17 protein-coding genes are annotated in these 18820 nt (G+C 73.4%); 8 read left to right on the top strand and 9 right to left on the bottom strand.

The window, feature by feature from the left end:
- Positions 1-5: 5 nt before the first annotated feature.
- A complete protein-coding gene (locus OG448_RS17590) occupies positions 6-875 on the bottom strand; it encodes a GNAT family N-acetyltransferase (RefSeq protein ID WP_405554947.1) in 870 nt (289 codons plus the stop codon).
- 166 nt (positions 876-1041) lie between these two features.
- Between OG448_RS17590 and OG448_RS17585 the strand changes: the two genes are divergently transcribed.
- On the top strand, positions 1042-2220 hold the full coding sequence (locus tag OG448_RS17585) for a flavin-containing monooxygenase (protein WP_405554945.1): 1179 nt from the start codon (positions 1042-1044) through the stop codon (positions 2218-2220).
- Here the strand turns inward: OG448_RS17585 and OG448_RS17580 are convergent.
- Complete coding sequence (locus OG448_RS17580; RefSeq protein ID WP_405554943.1) at positions 2217-3518, bottom strand: MFS transporter; 1302 nt, start codon at positions 3516-3518, stop codon at positions 2217-2219. The genes OG448_RS17585 and OG448_RS17580 overlap by 4 nt on opposite strands.
- Before the next feature lie 71 nt (positions 3519-3589).
- On the opposite strand from OG448_RS17580, the gene OG448_RS17575 reads away from it, so the two are divergent.
- Positions 3590-4609, top strand: coding sequence for a GlxA family transcriptional regulator (locus OG448_RS17575; RefSeq protein WP_405554941.1), 1020 nt, complete (start codon positions 3590-3592; stop codon positions 4607-4609).
- Positions 4610-4867: 258 nt separating this feature from the next.
- Here the strand turns inward: OG448_RS17575 and OG448_RS17570 are convergent, their stop codons facing one another.
- Together OG448_RS17570 and OG448_RS17565 are read right to left on the bottom strand one after the other, a co-directional pair.
- Positions 4868-5362 (bottom strand): ATP-binding protein, encoded by a 495-nt coding sequence (locus OG448_RS17570; protein WP_405558833.1) that lies wholly within the window; start codon positions 5360-5362, stop codon positions 4868-4870.
- A gap of 500 nt (positions 5363-5862) precedes the next feature.
- On the bottom strand, positions 5863-6243 hold the full coding sequence (locus OG448_RS17565; RefSeq protein WP_130338867.1) for an STAS domain-containing protein: 381 nt from the start codon (positions 6241-6243) through the stop codon (positions 5863-5865).
- A gap of 338 nt (positions 6244-6581) precedes the next feature.
- Between OG448_RS17565 and OG448_RS17560 the strand changes: the two genes are divergently transcribed.
- Positions 6582-7154: an RNA polymerase sigma factor gene (locus tag OG448_RS17560; RefSeq protein ID WP_405554939.1), complete on the top strand. Its 573-nt coding sequence runs from the start codon at positions 6582-6584 to the stop codon at positions 7152-7154.
- On the top strand, positions 7151-8341 hold the full coding sequence (locus tag OG448_RS17555) for a maleylpyruvate isomerase N-terminal domain-containing protein (protein ID WP_405554937.1): 1191 nt from the start codon (positions 7151-7153) through the stop codon (positions 8339-8341). Before OG448_RS17560 ends, OG448_RS17555 begins: the two co-directional genes overlap by 4 nt.
- Before the next feature lie 21 nt (positions 8342-8362).
- On the opposite strand, the gene purU is transcribed toward OG448_RS17555, so the two are convergent.
- Entirely contained in the window at positions 8363-9256 is an 894-nt protein-coding gene (gene purU / locus OG448_RS17550; protein ID WP_405554936.1) for a formyltetrahydrofolate deformylase, read from the bottom strand.
- A 69-nt stretch (positions 9257-9325) separates the two neighbouring features.
- Complete coding sequence (locus OG448_RS17545) at positions 9326-9826, bottom strand: SCO4402 family protein (protein WP_391299165.1); 501 nt, start codon at positions 9824-9826, stop codon at positions 9326-9328.
- A gap of 117 nt (positions 9827-9943) precedes the next feature.
- On the opposite strand from OG448_RS17545, the gene OG448_RS17540 reads away from it, so the two are divergent.
- On the top strand, positions 9944-11272 hold the full coding sequence (locus tag OG448_RS17540) for an ABC transporter substrate-binding protein (RefSeq protein WP_405554935.1): 1329 nt from the start codon (positions 9944-9946) through the stop codon (positions 11270-11272).
- 20 nt (positions 11273-11292) lie between these two features.
- Here the strand turns inward: OG448_RS17540 and OG448_RS17535 are convergent, their stop codons facing one another.
- Together OG448_RS17535 and OG448_RS17530 are read right to left on the bottom strand one after the other, a co-directional pair.
- Positions 11293-12762, bottom strand: coding sequence for a hypothetical protein (locus OG448_RS17535; RefSeq protein WP_405554933.1), 1470 nt, complete (start codon positions 12760-12762; stop codon positions 11293-11295).
- Positions 12763-12889: 127 nt separating this feature from the next.
- Positions 12890-14275, bottom strand: coding sequence for a transcriptional regulator (locus OG448_RS17530; protein ID WP_405554931.1), 1386 nt, complete (start codon positions 14273-14275; stop codon positions 12890-12892).
- Between the two features lie 281 nt (positions 14276-14556).
- On the opposite strand from OG448_RS17530, the gene OG448_RS17525 reads away from it, so the two are divergent.
- From OG448_RS17525 to OG448_RS17515, 3 genes are all read left to right on the top strand, one after another.
- Positions 14557-15210 carry a bifunctional DNA primase/polymerase gene (locus OG448_RS17525; RefSeq protein ID WP_405554930.1) on the top strand — a complete coding sequence of 218 codons (654 nt, stop codon included), beginning with the start codon at positions 14557-14559 and terminating at the stop codon, positions 15208-15210.
- A gap of 70 nt (positions 15211-15280) precedes the next feature.
- Positions 15281-16057, top strand: a complete 777-nt coding sequence (locus OG448_RS17520) for an ABC transporter ATP-binding protein (RefSeq protein WP_135787760.1) — start codon at positions 15281-15283, stop codon at positions 16055-16057.
- Entirely contained in the window at positions 16054-17652 is a 1599-nt protein-coding gene (locus tag OG448_RS17515) for a transporter (protein ID WP_405554927.1), read from the top strand. The genes OG448_RS17520 and OG448_RS17515 overlap by 4 nt, the downstream gene beginning before the upstream one ends.
- Before the next feature lie 70 nt (positions 17653-17722).
- Here OG448_RS17515 and OG448_RS17510 read toward each other — a convergent pair whose 3' ends face one another.
- The gene (locus tag OG448_RS17510) at positions 17723-18589 is read right to left on the bottom strand and encodes an alpha/beta fold hydrolase (protein ID WP_405554926.1); all 867 of its coding nucleotides are present in this window, start codon (positions 18587-18589) and stop codon (positions 17723-17725) included.
- Positions 18590-18820: the final 231 nt, after the last annotated feature.

Below are 18820 nucleotides of genomic sequence, written 5' to 3'. Positions count from 1 at the left end.
GGCCGTCAGCCGACGGCCGCCGCGAACGTCCACGTGGCGAAGTCCGCGACGGGGCGGTAGCCGAGCCGCTGGTAGAGCCGGTTGGAGACGGGGTTGGCCAGGTCGGTGAAGAGCAGCACCTCGGCCCCGGTCGCCGCCGCCCGCCCGCTCACCTCGGTGGTGACCGCGCCCGCGTAGCCGTGGCCGCGCAGAGCGGCCGGGGTGTAGACGGGGGCCACCCGGATCTGCCCGGCGCTCTCCGGGAGGTTCCCGGCGAGGGAGACCGGGGTGCCGTCCGGGGTCTCCCAGAGGGTGGCGCCGCCGTGCGCGAGACGGGAGTCGACCCACTGGGCGGGGTCCTGGCGAATCCGGCCGCCGGTGTCGGCCGCGAACTCCACGTACCAGCGCGCCAGCAGCTCCCGGTCGGCCGCGTCCGCCACTCGGGCACGGCCGGGCGGGGTGCGGTCGGGCGGGGTCAGCCCGGCCAGGCGGTAGAGCCGCTGGTGCTCGGACTGCTCGGCGGTCGCCCCGGTGCGCTGCTGCCAGGCCGTGGCGAAGGCGGCCGCGGTCTCCCGCTCGGCCCAGACGCCGGGGACCTGGTGACCCGCCTCCGCGAGCCGGCCGGCCAGCGCGGCCGCCTCCGGCGGATCGAGCGGGGTGAGCTGGATCGGGTGGGGCGGGGTGTGCAGCAGGGTCGCCCGAACCGGGCCGCCCCCGTCGCGCAGCACGCCGAAGCGGGGCGGCTCGGCGCCGTGGGCGTACGGACCACGGGTGCGCAGCGCCTCGGAGACCGTGAGCGTCACGGTGTGCAGGGCCGGTCTGGACCGCAGGAAGTCACCTGCCGTGTCCAGGAATTCGGTGAGGTCGTCGGTCAACTGCCATGCACGGGGCTCCATGTGCACATCCTCGGTCCCGGACTCCCCCGCAGGTGTGAGGATTTCGTTCGCGGCGCGGGCGTTCCGGTGCGTTCTGTCCCCATGCCGTACACAGCCGTGATCAATCCGCAACCGATTCCGGTCTTGACCGAGACCCATCAATCGGGTGGGTGAATACGCTCGCGCCATGGCCGACTCGCGTCCCTCGTTCACGGACCTCTCCGCTACCCCCGCCGACCGTCCCGTCTATGTCATCGGGGCGGGTCCCGGCGGGCTGGCGGTCGCGTACGCGCTGCGGGCCCGCGGGGTGCGGGCGGTGGTGCTGGAGAAGAGCGAGCGGGTGGGGGCGTCCTGGCGGCGGCACTACGACCGGCTCCGGCTGCACACCACCCGGCGGCTGTCGGCGCTGCCGGGCCTGGCGATACCGCGGCGGTTCGGGCGGTGGGTGGCGCGGGACGACGTGATCCGGTACCTGGAGAAGTACGCGGAGCACCACGAGCTGGAGATCGTCACCGGGGTCGAGGTCTTCCGGGTGGAGAAGGCCGGGGACGGCGCGGGCTGGTTGCTGCACGCCTCCGGCGGGCGCGAGCTGACCGGCGCCGCGGTGGTGGTCGCCACCGGCCACAACCACACCCCGCGCCTGCCGGAGTGGACCGGCGCGGACGGCTACGAGGGCGAGTTGCTGCACGCCTCCGCCTACCGGAATCCAGGGCCGTACGCGGGCCGGGACGTGCTGGTGGTCGGGGTCGGCAACACCGGTGCGGAGATCGCCGTGGACCTGGTGGCGGGCGGTGCCTCGCGGGTGCGGCTGGCGGTGCGGACGGCGCCGCACATCGTGCGCCGCTCGACGGCCGGCTGGGCGGCCCAGTACACCGGGATCGTGGTACGGCGGCTGCCGGTGCGGCTGGTGGACCGGCTCGCCCGGCCCATGGCCCGCCTCAGCACCCCGGACCTGTCCGAGCACGGGCTGCCGCGTCCGGAGGCCGGGCTGTACAGCAGGGTCCGGCAGGGCGCGATCCCCGTGCAGGACGTCGGCCTGATCGACGCGGTGCGCACCGGCAAGGTGGAGATCGTGGCCGCCGTCGAGGGGTTCGAGGACGGCAAGGTGGCCCTCGCCGACGGCACCCGGATCGCGCCGGACGCGGTGATCGCGGCGACCGGGTACAGCCGGGGCCTGGACTCCCTGGTCGGCCACCTGGGCGTGCTGGACGAACGCGGCCGGCCCACGGTCCACGGCGCCCGCACCCCCAAGGACGCCCCGGGCCTGTACTTCACCGGGTTCACCAACCCCATCAGCGGCATGTTCCGCGAGCTGGCGATCGACGCGGAGAAGATCGCCAAGGCGGTCGCCCGGCGCCTGCGTTAGGCGACGGCCACGACGGCCGGGCGGCGCCGGATCACCAGGGACATCAGGGCCGCCGCCGCGCACAGCGACCCGGACGCGTACCAGACCATGTCGTAGCTGCCGAAGACGTCACGGGCGAAGCCGCCGAGCCAGGCGACGAGGGCCGCGCCGATCTGGTGCGAGGCCAGCACCCAGCCGAAGACGATCGCGCTGTCGTCCCCGAACCGCTCCCGGCACAGCGCCAGGGTGGGCGGGACGGTGGCGACCCAGTCCAGGCCGTAGAAGACGATGAAGAACACCATCGGCACCCGCACGGCCGGTCCCAGCAGCATGGGCAGGAAGAGCAGCGAGACGCCGCGCAGCGCGTAGTAGACGGCGAGCAGCCGCCGGGAGTCGAAGCGGTCGGTGAACCAGCCGGAGGCGATGGTGCCGAGCACGTCGAACACCCCGATCACCGCGAGCAGCGAGGCCGCCGCCGGTACGGGCATCCCGTGGTCGTGGGCGGCGGGCACGAAGTGGGTCTGGATCAGGCCGTTGGTGGACGCCCCGCAGATGGCGAAGCTGCCCGCGAGCAGCCAGAACTGACCCGTGCGCACGGCGGAGGCCAGCACGGTGAGCGCCCGCCGCGCGGCCCCGGTCACCGGCGGCGGCTTGGGCACGAACTCCGTCGCCCCGTACGGCATCAGACCCACGTCGGCCGGGTGGTCGCGCAGCAGCAGCCAGACGAGCGGGACGACGGCGAGCGCGGCCAGCGCGACCGTGACGGCGGCCGGGCGCCAGTGGTGGTGCTCCACGATCCAGGACAGCAGCGGCAGGAAGATGAGCTGGCCGGAGGCGGACGCGGCGGTCAGGATGCCGCTGACCAGCCCGCGCCGCTCGGTGAACCAGCGCCCGGTGACGGTCGCGGCGAACGCCAGTGCCATCGACCCCGAGCCGAGCCCGACGAACAGGCCCCAGCAGAGCATGAGTTGCCAGGGCGCCGTCATCCACACGGTCAGCCCGGCGCCGAGCGAGATCACGGTCAGCGCCACGGCGACGATCCGGCGGATGCCGAAGCGGTCCATCAGCGCGGCGGCGAACGGCGCGGTGAGCCCGTAGAGCGCGAGGTTGACGGAGACGGCCGCGCCGATGGTGCCGCGCGACCAGCCGAACTCCGCGTGCAGCGGGTCGATCAGCAGGCCGGGCAGCGACCGGAAGGCGGCCGCGCCGATGATCGTGACGAAGGTGACGGCGGCGACGAACCAGGCGCGGTGCACGCGTCGGCGGCGCGGTGCGTCCTGGACGGGGGCGGGAGCGGGAGCGGGACGGGTCTGAGTCACGTGCACCAGAGTCCCGGCACCGGCCGGGCGTAACGAGTGGCCCGAAAGTCAGTGTTCGCTAGGATCGGGCCATGACCGCTGAGATCCCGCCCGTGGACGGCGAGTCCCGCCCGCACCGCGTCGCCGTCCTCGCCCTGGACGGCCTGATTCCCTTCGAACTCGGCATCCCCCACCGCGTCTTCGGTCGTCCGACCGACGCCCTGGGCCGCCCGCTGTACGAGGTGGTGACCTGCTCGATCCGCCCGCCGGGCCCGGTGGAGACCAGCGCCGACTTCGCGGTGGACGTACCGCACGGCCCGGAGGCGCTGGCGGCGGCGGACACGGTGATCGTCCCGGCGTCCTACGAACTCGGCCCGGTCTTCGAGGAAGGACGGCTCACCCCCGAACTCGCCGCCGCGCTGGCCCGCGTCCGCCCCGGCACCCGCTTCGCCTCGATCTGCGTCGGCGTGTACGTCCTCGCGGCTGCCGGTCTGCTCGAGGGGCGCCCGGCGACCACGCACTGGTCCGACGCCGACCGGTTCCAGGCGCTGTTCCCGAAGGTCCGGGTGGACGCCGACGTGCTGTTCATCGACGACGGGGACGTGCTCACCTCGGCGGGGGTCGCGGCCGGGATCGACCTGTGTCTGCACATGGTGCGCCGCGACCACGGCACGGCGGTCGCCAACGACGTGGCCCGCCGCATGGTCGTACCCCCGCACCGCGACGGCGGCCAGGCGCAGTACATCCACCGCCCGCTGCCCGAACCGCAGTTGGCCACCACCACGGCCGCCCGCGCCTGGGCCCTCGGCCGGCTGCACGAACCGCTCCAACTGCGTGACCTGGCCGAGCGGGAGGCGATGTCGGTACGGACCTTCACCCGGCGCTTCCGCGAGGAGGTCGGGGTGAGTCCGGGCCAGTGGCTCACAGCGCAACGGGTCGAGCTGGCACGGCAGTTGCTGGAGTCGACGGATCTCTCGGTCGACCAGGTCGCACGGGACGCGGGGTTCGGCACGGCCCAGTCGATGCGCCAGCACCTCCAACAGGCGCTGGGCGTCACACCGACCGCCTACCGGCGCACCTTCCGCGCGGGCGCCGCCGCCGGGACGGGGTGAGCGCGGGCGGCGGACCGGCCGGCGGCGCGTCCCCCCCTGCCCCCGTCACCACCGGCCGGTGCGACCCACACTCGACGAGGACTCACCCCCGCATGCCCTCGCCGTCCCCTCGCGGCGAATCGCCGTCCCCAAGCCTCCGCAACGCGCGCACCACCCGTCAACACCGGTACGGCGATTCATGCCCTATGCCCACTTCACACCGGGCGCGCACGGAAGCACACCCGGCGCACGCCCCCCTCTGAAGACAAGCGAACTTGGCTAGAAGGCTTCGAAGAGAAGATCCTCGTAGGCGGTCGGCTGGACCCCGTACGCCGGGGCCGTGCCCTCACGGGGCTGGGAACACCGGTCCAGTTCGCACCAGATGTTCTTCCCGGCGCCCTCGGGGCTCCAGCCCCAGCGGTCGGCGAGACAGTCGACGAGGGCGAGACCCCGGCCGCCGGTGGCCTCGCGCCCGGCGCAGCGCGGCACGGGCGCGCGCGAGCTGGCGTCGGCCACCTCCAGCCGTACCGTCACCGAGGCCGCCGGCTCCGCCCCGGCGGGCGTCACGGCAGGCGGACCGCCCGGCAGCGACAGCCGCAGCAGGGCCGGACGGCCGGTGTGCACCACCGCGTTGGTCACCAGCTCGGAGACGAGCAGGATCAGCGTCTCGGCCAGTGGCTCGTCGGCCGCTATGCCCAGCCCGGCGAGCCGCGACCGGGCCCACTTCCTCGCCCGCCCCACCTCTTCGGGGTCGGGCCGGATCTCCAGCGTCACTTGAAGCACCTGCACCGCTCACACCATCCGAACCGGCGGACACATGACCGCACGACGACCCGCCGCCGCGGTGCGAACCGCGACGAACCGCACGACGAGGGCCACGATCGTAGCCATTTTCTGCATGGCCAGAACAACGGCCAGAGCAAGCGTTACGGAACGTGATTCCCTTACGACACAGCATGGTTGACGTACAGTCACCCCAACAAGCGCTTCGGGCATATTCCCGCGCGAAGGAGTACTCGTGCGGCATACTGTGCGACGCACTCGCCGGGGAGTCGAACAGGCGGCGCGCGGGGCCTCACCGGTGGCACTCGCGGTCGCGGTCACTCGCATCCCACCCAAGGTACCCGAGGGGTCGTCCGACTCCGGGCCGTGACGAGTCACAGTCGGAGTACGGGAATCATCTCCACGCTGCGTGACTCATTTTCGCCACGATCCGCGACATCCATGGCCATGGATCGTGGCACCGAGGGCGCTCACCTCGGCAGCGACGGCACTCAGGCCGACAGTGATCCCGCCTCGTCGGCGGTGGCGGACTCCACGTCCGGGCGCACGTCGAAGAGGCGGCGCACACCGAGCGCGCCGAGGACCCGGTTCACGTGCGAGCCGTCCTCCGCGCCCCGGTCGGGGAGGATCAGCCGCAGCCTGCCCTGGCAGGAGCGGATCAGCCGACGGGCCGCGATGAGCACGCCGACGCCGCTGGAGTCGCAGAAGAAGACCTCGGAGAGATCGAGGACCAGGCTGTGGTTCCCCTCGGCGACCACGTCGTGCACCCGCTGCCGCAGCACGGGCGAGGTCACCAGGTCCAGTTCGCCGGCCACCTGGAGCACGGCCCACTCGCCCCGTTCGGTGCCGGTCACTTCGAAAGCCACGGCCACACCTCTCCGCTCGGCGGATCTTGCGGAACCACCCGGAAATGGAAGCAGTTCCTTCGGTTCTTTCCGCGCGGCTGCCCAGCGGCCGTTTCCCTGAAACACGGAACCGCAAACCGCGGAGGGATCGACAAAGGGCTTGTTTCGGTCACTGTCGATCGGGTTCGATCGTACTTCGATCGGAGATGGGCATGAGATAAGTGAAGGGGGTGTGAAGAGACCCCTATCACCTGCGGCGCTTCCCGGGGCGCGCATTGACACAAAGGGGCGTGCACCGTCGGACGTGCCGACTACATTCGAGGGGACGCCGGGCACACCCTGGACATGGCGAGGGGAGGAACCGCATGCCGGCCAAGGACGTACCGCCCCGCTGGGACCGCACGATGCAGCAGCGGCTCGCGCGCGGTGAGGCCGCCGCGCTGGGCGAGTTGTACGACCGGTTCGCCTCCCTGGTGCAGGGCCTCGCGCACCGCGTGCTGAGCGACGACACGGCCGCCGCCGCCGTCACCCGAGACGTCTTCGCCCATGTCTGGGAGCACCCCGACACCTACGACCACCGGCAGGGCCCGCTGCGTACCTGGATCGCCGCGACGACCCAGCGGCTGGCCGTCGAGAAGCTGCGCGAGACCGAGACGGCCGCGCTCGGCGGCGGCTCCCCGGAGGAACTGGCCGCCCTGGAGAGCCGGGTGCGGCACGCCTCCGTCGCCGCCCGCGCCGACTACATCGTCCACTCGCTGCCGCACCCGCTGCGGGCCGCGCTGGAGCTGGCCTACTTCCAGCGGCGCGACTACCGCCAGGCCGCCGCCGACCTCGGCGTCACCGAGGACGAGGCCCGCCGCCGGCTCCGCCTCGGCCTGCAACTGCTCTCCACCGCCCACGACACGGGGGCACCGCCGGGACTCGGGGGTGCGCGATGACCGACCCGCACCACTCCAAGGCGCCGGACGGACCCGCGGACGGCGCGGCCGAGCGCGTGCCCCCGCCTCGCTCCCCCGCCGGGCCCGAGCGGCTAGACCTCCCGCACGAGGTGCTGCGCTCCCTGCTCGGTGCCTGGGCCCTGGCCGCCTGCTCGACGGCGGAGACGGACGCGGTGGAGGAGCACCTCGGGGAGTGCGGGGCCTGCGCCGACGAGGCGCGCCGGCTGCGCGAGGCGGTCGGCCTGCTGCACCGCCCGGAGAGCCTGGAGGTGGACCCCACCCTGCGCAACCGGGTGCTGGAGAACTGCCTGCGCCGCCGCCCGCCGCACATCCCGGTCCCCGAGTGGGCGGCCTCGTACGACGCGGAGACCGCCCGGCTGGACGCGCTGCTGCGGGACTTCGGGGACGCCGAGTGGCACACACCGGTCCGGCTGCGCTGGTTCGAGTCGGGCGTGCCGGCGACCCGCCGGACGACGGTCGCCGGGGTGATCGCGCACCTGCTGTCGGTCGACGGCATGGTGGCGACCGCACTCGGCCTGGAGGACCCGCTGACCGACGCCGTCGCCAAGGCCGAGCCGGACGTGCGGGGCGCGTCCGGGCCCGCCGGGCGGACCGAGGCGTTCTGGCGTGCCTCGCACTTCCCGCCGACCCGCGCGGTACGCGGCCGCTGGCGGGACCAGAGCCACCAACTGCTGCGCACGGTGTCCTTCACCGGCGGCGCGGGCGGATTCCCGGTGAGCTACGGCGACTTCACGCTGCCGCTGCGGGACGCGATGGTGGACCGCGCCTTCGAGTGCTGGGTGCACGCGGAGGACATCGCCAAGGCGGTGGACTATCCCTACGACCCGCCCGCCCCACGGCACTTGAGCCGCATGATCGAACTCGCGGCCCGCATGCTGCCGTTGGCGGTGGCCGCACACCGCGGCGCGGCCCCGCCGGCCACTCCCGGCCGCAGCCTGCGTCTGGAGATCGAGGGCGCGGCCGGCGGCCAATGGCTGATCCCCCTGGACTCCCCCTCCGACCCCACCCCCGAACACGAGGTCGCCCACGTGGCCCTGGACGGAGTCGAGTTCTGCCGCCTGGCAGCAGGCCACCTGACCCCGGAGGAGGCGACGGCGGGCCAGCGGGGCGACAGGGAGGCGATCAGGGATGTCCTGACGGCGACGGCGTCGCTGAGCCGGATGTAGGAAGCCCAGGAGTTCTCTCGGCTAGGCGAACACGACGGTCCGGCGCCCGTTGAGCAGAATGCGCCGCTCCGCATGCCACTTCACGGCCCGCGCCAACGCCTGACACTCCACGTCCCGCCCTATGGCCACAAGCTGATCCGGCCGCAGATCGTGCCCCACCCGCTCGACCTCCTGCTCGATGATCGGCCCCTCGTCGAGATCCGCGGTGACGTAGTGCGCGGTGGCCCCGATCAGCTTGACCCCCCGCGCATGCGCCTGGTGATACGGCTTCGCACCCTTGAAGCTGGGCAGGAACGAGTGGTGGATGTTGATGATCCGCCCGCTCAGCGCCTTGCAGAGGTCGTCCGACAGCACCTGCATGTACCGCGCGAGCACGACCAGCTCGACCCCCTCCTCCCGCACCAGCTCCAGCAGCCGCGCCTCGGCCTGCGCCTTGGTGTCCCGCGTCACCGGAATGTGGTGGAAGGGGATGTTGTACGACCCCACCAGCTCTTCGAAGTCCGTGTGGTTGGACACCACGGCCGCGATCTCCACCGGCAGCGCCCCGATGCTGGCCCGGAACAGCAGGTCGTTCAGGCAGTGCCCGAACTTGCTGACCATGAGCACGATCCGCATCTTCTGGTCGCCCCGGCTGATCTGCCAGTCCATGTGGAAGGAGTCACCGATCGCGGCGAAGCTCGCCCGCAGCTTCTCCAGCGTGACGGGGGCGTCCGCCGAGAAGTGGACGCGCATGAAGAACAGACCCGTGTCGTGGTCACCGAACTGCTGGCTGTCCTCGATGTTGCAGCCGGTCATGAAGAGATAGCTCGACACGGCGTGCACGATGCCCTTTTTGTCCGGGCAGGAGAGGGTGAGGACGTACTGGTCCGCCGAGGTGTCGGCCGCGGCGGCGGCTCGGCTGGGCTGCTCGTTCATGCACTACACGATCTCACGCCGGGCAGCCCGGCCGGGGCCCGTGTCCGTCAGGCGGACCGCACACCCGCCTCAGAGCGACGTCGTCAGGATGCGCAGCGCCTCCAGGCTGCGCGGGACCGCCGCCGGGTCGTCGCCGTCGCCGGCGGCGAGGCGCAGATGCGCGTCCTGGGCCGCCCGTACCGCCTCCGGCCACTGCGGGTGCTCCAGGTAGACGGCGACCGGGGCGTCCGGGCCGACCTGGTGCATGATCCGCAGCACCCGCAGCACGGCGGTGTCCACCAGCGCCGCCTCCTGGGAGTCCCGGAAGATCGTGCCGACGTATTTCTCCGCGGACCAGTTGTCCAGCCAGGTGTCCTCCACCAGCCGGTAGACCGCGTCGGTGACGTCCCCGTACCCCTCCACGCCCGCGAGCCAGACGTCGCGCTGGAAGGCCGGGTCGGAGAGCATGTGCAGCGCGGAGCGCACGTTGCTGCGCCAGCGCCACCACGGCATGTCGTTAAGCGGCATGCCGCCCATGGTGGAGGAGCGACGGCCGCGACGGGAAGAGTTCTCCGAACCTTGCACGGTCATCGATCGTACGTTCCGCGTCGCACAGGCCACATCCGCCCCCGGTGTTCACCCTCGCGTTACCCGCGGTCGACCGGGTGTCACTCCCCGGTTGGCGATGTGGGGGAATCGTGGCGGCCCATGACCGGCAGGCGACGCACCCCCGACAGCTCCCCCAGCTCCCCCTCCTCCCCCCGGCCGCGGCGGGCCGCCCGGTACGCGGGCGCGCTGGCCGCCTGTGCCGTGCTGACCGCCGGCTGCGGGACCGTACCGGGCACGGGCGGCGGCTCCGGGGACGGCACGGTCAGGGTGATGACCTGGGCGCCGCAGAACACCGGCGCCACCAACAAGCCCGGCATGCCCGCGATGGCCCGCGCCTACGCGAAGTGGCTCAACCAGCACGGCGGTGTCGGCGGCCGCACGCTCACCGTGCTGACCTGCGACGAGCACAACGACAGCGTGGGCGCCGCCAAGTGCGCCCGGCGCGCGGCGGCGGAGAACGTGGTCGCGGTCGTCGGCTCCTACAGCCAGTTCGGGGACTCCTTCCTCGCCCCGCTGGAGAGCGCCGGCATCCCCTACATCGGCGGTTACGGCGTCACCAGCGACGAGTTCACCGGCCCGTACTCCTACCCGGTCAACGGCGGTCAGCCCGCGCTGCTGGCGGGGCTCGGGCAGGCGCTCGCGGCGGGGTGCGGCCCGGTCGCGCTGGTCCGGCCGGACAGCATCGCCGGGGACGAGCTGCCCGCGCTGCTCGACTCGGGCCTGAAGGCGGGCGGCCACCCGGCGGCCACCGACCAGCTCGCCGCCGAGGACGCCACCGAGTACGGCGACCAGGCCGAGCGGGCGCTGCGCGGCGCCACCGCCGACCCGGTGCGCAAGGGCTGTGTGGTGCCCGCGCTCGGGGACCGCACCGACACCTTCATGGACTCCTTCCGCCGCGCCCGCGCCGACCACGCCCCGGTGCGCACGGCGACCGTGCTGGGCAGCGTCGACCAGACGGAGATCAACGCGACGGGCGGCGCCTCGGGCCCGTACGAGGGGGCGTACATCACGGGCTGGTACCCGGTGGCGTCCGATCCGCGCTGGAACCCGATGAAGCAGGTGATCAACGAGGAGGCGTTCGGCGACAACAGCATCGACCCGGCCGACGCCGGGGTGCAGACCACCTGGATCGCCTACACCGTGCTGCGGGCCGTGCTGGAGCGGATCGGCGACGGCGACGTGACCCCGGACGCGGTGCGCCACACCCTCGACGGCGGTCTGAAGGTGTCCACCGGCGGGCTGACCCCGACCCTGCACTGGCCGGACGACACCCGGCTCGCGGCGGTCGGCTTCCCGCGCCTGGTCAACGCCGACGTCACCCTCCAGGTGGTCCGAGAGGGCCGGCTGACCGCCGTCCGGCGGGGCAGCAACGGGGCCGCCGCGGGCGGCGACATGACGCGGACGCTGGAGAGCGCGGACGTGGGCTGACCCCCGCCCGCGCCCGGACCTCAGAGCTGGGTCGGCTGGCGGGTGGTGAGCCCGTACTTGGTGGCGATGGCGTTCCAGAGCTGGGCCGCCTTCGCCTTCTGGGCGCTGGCGGTGCCGCTCTGGGCGTTGCCGGCCTGGGTGTGGTTGGTGGAGCGGGCGTGGCCCTTGACGCAGACCTTCTTGCTCTTGGCCTGTCGCGCCCAGACCGCGTAGTGGTTGTCGGCCGCGGCCGACGCCTGCCAGGCGGCGGTCAGCGCGGCGTTCAGCTCGGCGTTGTTCGGCAGCTTGTCCACGGACAGCTTGCCGAGCCGGCTGACCAGGTCGGCGCGCTGCTTGGCGGCGCCGCGCAGGTCGGCGGCGGCCTGGTCGAGGTTCTGGCACTGCTTGATGCGCTCGACCGACTGGATCACGGTGGAGCGGCTGCTGCCGCTGTCGGCGAGCAGCTTGTCCAGCTCGGCCGCCTGCGGCTGGGCCGGGTCGGCGGCCGACGCGGACGGCGAGGGCTTCTCGCTGGCCGGGGTGGAGGAGGCGACCGGCCGGTTGTCGTCGCCGTCGTCACCGCCGCCGCTGAGCAGGGCGCCCGCACCGATGCCGAGGACGACGATGCCGACGCCGACGGCCGCGATCAGGGGGACGCGCGAACCGGTGCGGCCGCCGCCGCGCCGCCCGCCGTCGTCGTGGTGGTCCATCGGCGGCCGGTAGGCGGGCTGGGCCGAGACCATGGGCGCCGGAGGACGCGGGTCGGGGGCCGGGACGCGGGGCATCTGCTGGGTCGAGCCCTGGGCGGCGTCCGCGCCGTACTGGGTGCCCCTGAAGAGGTTGTCGAACTCGGCGGGCGGCTGCCGGTCGGCGCCGTCGGCACCGGCCTGGTAGGGCGGGATGTACTGGGTGGCCGCCTCGTCCACCGGCTGCTGCGGGTAGCCCTGACGGCCGTCGTCGCCGGTGGCCTCGGGCGGCAGCGCGCCGGACGCCACCGGGGGTATGTACTGGGTCGCGGCCTGGTCGGCACCGCCCGACGGGACCGGCGGGAGGTACTGGGTCGCGCCCTCGGGGCCCTGGCCCGGGCCCACGGGCGGCATGAACTGCGTGGCCGCCTCGTCCATCGGCGGCAGCGGCGCGGCCTGCTGCGGGTAGCCGTCGTTGCCGTACCCCTGGTGCTGCTGGTGGTAGGGCTGGGCGCCGCCGTAGCCCTGCGCGTCGTACGTGGGGCCCTCGGGCGGCATCGGGCCGGGGCCGGCCGGCTGCTCCGGGGTCTGCCACTCCTGGGCGGCGGCCGGAGGCCAGCCCTGACCCTGCTGGTGCTGCTGGTGCTGGGGCTGCTGCTGGTCGTGGCCGGGGCCCCAGGAGCCGCCCCAGGACTGGCCACCGGGGGGCACCGCGGGTGTTCCTGTCATGCCCGGCAGCAGGGGCTCCCCTCCGTCGGAGGGCAGCACGATGCCTTCGTGCGCGGGTCGCGCCGAGGGCTCATCGCCCTGTCCACTCTGCGTCACCGGGACTCCTACGATTGAAGGACGTTCGGAATCGTCGGCTCACGCTACCGGGTCCGCGGAGCCCGGTGCCACGCAGCTCAGCGCCCGAGTGCCCTTTCCCACAAGGGCACTCGGACGCACCGGCTGTTCAGGCCGCCTGCCGGACGTCGAGCCGCGCCCCGAACTCCCGTACCACCGCCTCGTCCCGGAAGGGCTGCAACCGCTGCTGGAGGTCCTCCAGATACTCGGTGCCGCGCTCGGAGCGGAGCGTCTCCAGCAGCTCCACCGCCTTCATGCCGGTGCCGCACGCCTGCTCGATCTCGCGCTGCTGCACCTGGGCCGTGGCGAGGAGCACATAGCCGATGGCCCGGCGCCGGGCCCGCGAGACGGGGTGCCGCTCCAGCGCCTGCCGGGCGTATCTGGCGGCGGCCTCGGCCTGCCCGAGGTCGCGGTGGCAGTGCGCCAACTCGTCTGCGAGGTAAGCCTCGTCGAAGTGGGCGATCCACACCGGGTCGTCCCCGTCGGAGGCGTCGGCCCGCTCCAGCGCCGAGATGGCCCGCCCGGCGGACGCCTGCGCGGCGCGCACGTCGCCCAGTACGGCGTGCCCGCGCGCCTCGGCCGCGTGGAACATCGACTCCGCGCGCGGGGTGGCCCGGCCCCGGGCGCCCTCCTGCGCGGCGCGCGCCAACTGGGCGATCTCGCGCGGGTTTCCGAGTTCGGCGGCGAGGTGGCTCATGGAGGCGGCCAGCACATAGCCGCCGTACCCCCGGTCCCCGGCCGCCTGCGCCAGGCGCAGCGACTGGATGTAGTACCGCTGGGCCAGGCCGGGTTGGCCGGTGTCGACCGCCATGTACCCGGCCAGCTCGGTCAACCGGGCGACGGCCGCGAAGAGTTCACGCCCGACGGCCTCCCGGTACGAGCCCGCGAGCAGCCCGGAGACCACGCTGTTGAGGTAGTGCACGACGACCGGGCGCACATGCCCGCTGCCGTACTGGTGGTCGAGGTCGACCAGCGCCTGGGTCATCGAGCGCACGGCCGCCACGTCGGCCTGGCCCACGCGCGGGCCCGCCTGCCGGGCCACCTGGGCGTCCGGCGCCGAGATCAGCCAGTCCCGGCTGGGCTCGACCAGCGCGGAGGCGGCGACCGAGGAGCCGGACAGGAAGTCCCGCCGCCCCACGTCGCTGCGCCACAGCTCGCAGACCTGCTCGATGGCCCCGAGGACCGTCGGCGAGAACTGCAGGCCCACGCCGGAGGCGAGGTTCTTGCCGTTGGCCATGCCGATCTCGTCGATCGTGACCGTACGGCCGAGCTTGCGGCCGAGCGCCTCCGCGATGATCGCCGGGGCACGTCCGCGCGGCTGCTGGCCGCGCAGCCAGCGGGCCACGGACGTCTTGTCGTAGCGCAGGTCGAGTCCGTGCTCGGCGCCGCACATGTTGACGCGCCGGGCCAGCCCCGCGTTCGAGCACCCCGCTTCCTGGATGAGTGCCTGCAGCCGTTCGTTCGGCTGCCTCGCCACTAGCGGCCTCGCGGCCATGCGCTACCCCCTGCGAACCCCTGGAGCCTGAAGATCACTGGTCGTTCCGGTCCTGAGATCACTTCCCAGTCGACATAGCGTCAATGCGCGACATGTGCGGTTTGCCGGGGTAAAGCCGTCTCGCCGCGCTCCCCGTGCCCTTCCTGGTTACCCGCGTCGCCCGTCCGCCTCTCCCACGCGCCCCCGCCCGTGCTCCCATGCGCCCCGGCCGCCGGGCCGGTGTGCCGCCCCCGCGCACGGCCCGGCCGTAACTCCAGGTGGACGCGGCAGTTGAGTGGGACGTGGACGAGACGACCGCGGGCCCCGAGGCGGCCCGGATTCCGCGCCCGCGCGGGGAATCGCTGCTGGAGACCGCCGTTGCGTACGCCGAGGAGCGGCACTGGGACGTGCTGGCGGGCAGTTGGCTGGTGGACGCGGGCGGGGTGCGGTACTGCTCCTGCGGCGACACCCTCTGTCCCGCGCCCGGCGCACACCCCACGCGCCCCGACTGGGCGACACGGGCGACCGGCAGCACGGAGGTCGTCCGGCAGATGTGGCAGGCGCAGCCCTCGGCGTCGATCCTGCTGCCCACCGGCCGCACCTTCGACGCGCTGTCCGTGCCGGAGAGCGCCGGGTTCCTGGCGCTGGCCCGGATGCGGCGCATGGACCTGAACCTCGGCCCGGTGACCCTCACCCCGGACCGGCGCATGCAGTTCCTCGTGCTGCCGGGCGGCGCGGCGAAGGCGCCGGAGCTGGTGCGGCAGGTCGGCTGGGCGGCGGCCGCGCGCGATCTGGTCGCGCTGGGCGAGGGGCGGTACCTGGCGGCGCCGCCGACCCGGATCGGTTCGCGGGGCGCGGTGCAGTGGGCGTGCCGTCCGACCCCGGCCAACCGGTGGCTGCCGGACGCGGAGGAGCTGATCCCGCCGCTGGCGTACGCCTGCAACCAGGACTGCTGAGCGGCGCCCGGACGCCGGGGTTCCGCCGCACGGGTGCCCCGGACAGGGCCGTCACCGTAGGGTTTCCGTCATGACGGAGGCAGCGGTACGGGTACGGGGACTCTGGAAGCAGTTCGGGCAGCATGTCGCGGTCGGCGGCATCGATCTCGATCTGCCGGCCGGGAAGTTCATCGGGTTGGTCGGCCCGAACGGGGCGGGCAAGACGACCACCCTGTCGATGGTGACCGGTCTCCTCCGGCCCGATCAGGGGTCCGTCGAGATCGTCGGGCACGACGTGTGGCAGGACCCGGTGGCGGTGAAGTCCCGGATCGGGGTGCTGCCGGAGGGGCTGCGGCTGTTCGAGCGGCTGTCCGGGCGTGAACTGCTGGCCTACAGCGGGCGGTTGCGCGGGCTGCCGGGCGCCGAGGTGGACAAGCGGGCCACCCAGTTGCTGGACGTGCTGGACCTCGCCGGGTCCCAGCACAAGCTCGTCGTCGACTACTCGACGGGCATGCGCAAGAAGATCGGGCTCGCCGCCGCCCTGCTGCACAACCCCGAAGTGCTGTTCCTGGACGAGCCGTTCGAGGGCGTCGACCCGGTCTCCGCGCAGACCATCCGGGGCGTGCTGGAGCGGTACACCGCGTCCGGCGCGACCGTGGTGTTCTCCTCGCACGTGATGGAGCTGGTGGAGTCACTGTGCGACTGGGTCGCGGTGCTGGCCGCCGGGCGCATCCGGGCGACCGGGACGCTGGCCGAGGTGCGCGGGGAGCACCCGACCCTCCAGGCCGCGTTCCTGGAGCTGGTGGGCGCGAGCGGACGGGACGCGGGGTCCGATCTGGACTGGCTCGGCGGCGGGGCGGTCCGATGACGACCGCGACGCCTGCCTCCGCGACGTCGGTACTGGTCCGGCTGAAGCTGTCCCTGCTGCGCAACGGCCTGCGCCAGTCCACGGGCCGGCGGGCCGCGTTCGTCGCCTCGGCGGTGCTCACCCTGGTCTTCGCGCTGCTGCAACTGCTCGGCTTCGTCGCCCTGCGCTTCCAGTCGCACCCGGAGTCCGTCGCCGTGCCCGGTGTCGCGGTGCTGGCGCTGGGCTGGGCGGTGATGCCGCTGTTCTTCCCCGGCGGCGACGAGACCCTCGACCCGACCCGCCTGGTGATGCTGCCCCTGCGGCCCCGGACGCTGGTACGGGGGCTGCTCGCGGCCTCGCTGGTCGGCATCGGCCCGGTGTTCACCCTGCTGGTGCTGGCGGGCTGCGGGCTGTCGCTGGCGCACGGCGCGGGCTGGGCCTTCGCGGTCGCGGGGGTCGCCCTGGCGCTGCTGACCTGCGTGGCGCTGGCGCGGGCGGTCGCCGCGGCCAACGTCCGCCTGCTGACCAGCCGCAAGGGCCGCGACCTGGCCGTGCTGAGCGGACTGGTCATCGCCATCGGCGCCCAGCTCGTCAACTTCGGAGCTCAGCGGCTCGGTTCGGGCGGGCTGGGTCAACTCCGTCCGGTCGCCGACGTGCTGTCCTGGGTGCCGCCCGCGTCCGCGCTGGGCGCGGTCCGCTCGGCGAGCGAAGGGTCGTACGGGACGGCGCTGGCCCAACTGGCACTGTGCGCCTTGCTGCTGGCGGTGCTGATCGGCGCGTGGGCGCGGAGCCTGACCCGGCTGATGACCTCGCCCGACGGTTCCACGCTCCAGGCGGCCGACGACGGGGGCCGTGACCGCGCCTCGGCGGGGCTGGCCCGGCTGCTGCCGGGCGGGCGCACGGGGGCGGTGATGGAGCGGACCCTGCGCTACATCTGGCGCGACCCGAAGACCAAGGCGGCATGGGTGACCTCGCTGGCGATCGGGCTGATCGTGCCGGTGTTCAACGCCATCCAGGGCACCGGGTCGCTGTACTTCGCGTGCTTCGCCTCGGGGATGCTCGGCATCCAGATGTACAACCAGTTCGGGCAGGACACCTCCGCGTTCTGGATGGTGGCGATGACCGTCTCCTCCCCCCGCGACGCCTACGCCGAGCTGCGCGGCCGGGCGCTGGCCCTGCTGCTGATCACCCTGCCGTACGCCACGCTCGTCACCGTCGTCACCACCGCGCTGCTGGGCGACTGGTCCCGTCTCCCCGAGGTGCTGGGCCTCTCCCTGGCCCTGCTCGGCGCGATGCTCGCCACCGGCGCCTGGACCTCGGCCCGCTTCCCCTACTCGATACCGCAGGAGGGCCACAAGAACGTCGCCCCCGGCCAGGCGGGCCTCGCCTGGATCTCCATCTTCGGCGGCATGGTGGCGGCGGCCCTGCTCTGCTCCCCGGTCATCGCGGCGACGATCTGGCTGAACATCAGCGACGTGGGTGCCCAGTGGTCCTGGCTGCTCCTTCCGGCGGGTACCGCCTACGGAGCGGCCCTCGCCCTGACGGGCCTCCGCCTGGCGGCCCCGAGGACTGCGGCCCGGCTGCCGGAGATCCTGGTGGCGGTGAGCAAGGGGTAGCTGCCGAGCGGTCCGTGCTCCGGTCCGCCCCGGCCCGCCTGGCTGCCATGTGTGGGTCCCCCGCCGAAACTCACCCTCCGGGTGCCCCCAGCTCGCTCAGGAACTGGTCCAGCACCCCCTGCCAGGCCGCCGGCTGGTCGTAGTGGGGGACGTGGCCGGCGTCGGGGATCTCGGCGTAGTGGCCGTCGGGGAGGACGCGGACCATTTCCTGGGCCTCGGCTCGGCCGAGCTCGCCGTCGAGGCCGCGGACGACGAGGGTGGGGCAGCGGACCTGGGTGAGTTCGTCCCAGTGGGCGTCGTGGACCCAGGTCTCGCGGGTGCGGAGCATGCGGTCGGGGTCGAAGAGGGGGCGCCAGCCGTCGGCGGACTCGTGCATGACCTCGGCGTAGAAGGCACCGCGCGCCGGGTCGGGGCGTTCCAGGCGGGGATCGTCCTCGCCGAACCAGCGCCGGACGTCGGCGAGGGTGGTGAAGGGCAGCGGCCAGGAGCGGAACCAGTCGGACCACTCGGCCTGCGAGGCGGCGCCCAGCGCGGAGGCCCGCATGTCGCAGATGACGAGGCCGCGCACCAGGTCCGGACGGCGGGCGGCCAACTGCCAGGCGGTGAGCGCGCCCATCGCATGGCCGACCAGGACGGCGGGGGCGAGGGCGAGCTGCTCCAGCGCGGCCTCGGCGTCCTCGACGTACGCCTCGCGGGTGCAGGCTTCCAGCGGCGGCTGCGCGCTCTGCCCGTGCCCGCGCTGGTCGAGCGCGACCGCGCGGTACCGGCCGGCGAGCCCACGTGCGGTGGACGCCCAGTGCGCGGCGCGCCCCATCAGGCCGTGGAGGAGTAAGACACCCCGCGCGCCGGGCCCGGTCCCTTCCTTGGGCGGGTCCGCGTACTCCCACGCGGCCAGCCGCACCCCGCCCGCCCCTGTCACCTCGATACGTCGTGCCATAGACCTGGCACCCCCCAGCTCCGCCTGCTTCGTACCGTTGTACTGCCGCTGTCGCTGTCGTGTGTCGCCCTGGTGCTGCCGTCGCAGATTATCGAAAGCTCATTCGACACGAGCGTTCGCTCGGCCAATACCCCTCGTTCGAGTGACACCGGAAGAGGAATGATCGCCACCGCCGAGGGGATCTTCTCTGGCGTGGGGGGCGGACCGCTCGGGGAAAAACGGTCCGGAGGG

Source organism: Streptomyces sp. NBC_01171 (assembly GCF_045039805.1).
Classification (GTDB): domain Bacteria; phylum Actinomycetota; class Actinomycetes; order Streptomycetales; family Streptomycetaceae; genus Streptomyces.
The sequence above is the reverse complement of the archived record's forward strand: the minus strand, read 5'-3'. Positions and strand labels throughout refer to the sequence as shown.

What these genes read in the sequence shown, in the direction of transcription:
- OG448_RS17590 (WP_405554947.1), bottom strand. Translation starts at nt 875, where the DNA reads ATGGAGCCCCGTGCATGGCAGTTGACCGACGACCTCACCGAATTCCTG.
- OG448_RS17555 (WP_405554937.1), top strand. Translation starts at nt 7,151, where the DNA reads ATGACCGACCCGCACCACTCCAAGGCGCCGGACGGACCCGCGGACGGC.
- OG448_RS17515 (WP_405554927.1), top strand. Translation starts at nt 16,054, where the DNA reads ATGACGACCGCGACGCCTGCCTCCGCGACGTCGGTACTGGTCCGGCTG.
- OG448_RS17585 (WP_405554945.1), top strand. Translation starts at nt 1,042, where the DNA reads ATGGCCGACTCGCGTCCCTCGTTCACGGACCTCTCCGCTACCCCCGCC.
- OG448_RS17575 (WP_405554941.1), top strand. Translation starts at nt 3,590, where the DNA reads ATGACCGCTGAGATCCCGCCCGTGGACGGCGAGTCCCGCCCGCACCGC.
- OG448_RS17545 (WP_391299165.1), bottom strand. Translation starts at nt 9,826, where the DNA reads ATGACCGTGCAAGGTTCGGAGAACTCTTCCCGTCGCGGCCGTCGCTCC.
- OG448_RS17560 (WP_405554939.1), top strand. Translation starts at nt 6,582, where the DNA reads ATGCCGGCCAAGGACGTACCGCCCCGCTGGGACCGCACGATGCAGCAG.
- OG448_RS17520 (WP_135787760.1), top strand. Translation starts at nt 15,281, where the DNA reads ATGACGGAGGCAGCGGTACGGGTACGGGGACTCTGGAAGCAGTTCGGG.
- purU (WP_405554936.1), bottom strand. Translation starts at nt 9,256, where the DNA reads ATGAACGAGCAGCCCAGCCGAGCCGCCGCCGCGGCCGACACCTCGGCG.
- OG448_RS17540 (WP_405554935.1), top strand. Translation starts at nt 9,944, where the DNA reads ATGACCGGCAGGCGACGCACCCCCGACAGCTCCCCCAGCTCCCCCTCC.
- OG448_RS17530 (WP_405554931.1), bottom strand. Translation starts at nt 14,275, where the DNA reads ATGGCCGCGAGGCCGCTAGTGGCGAGGCAGCCGAACGAACGGCTGCAG.
- OG448_RS17510 (WP_405554926.1), bottom strand. Translation starts at nt 18,589, where the DNA reads ATGGCACGACGTATCGAGGTGACAGGGGCGGGCGGGGTGCGGCTGGCC.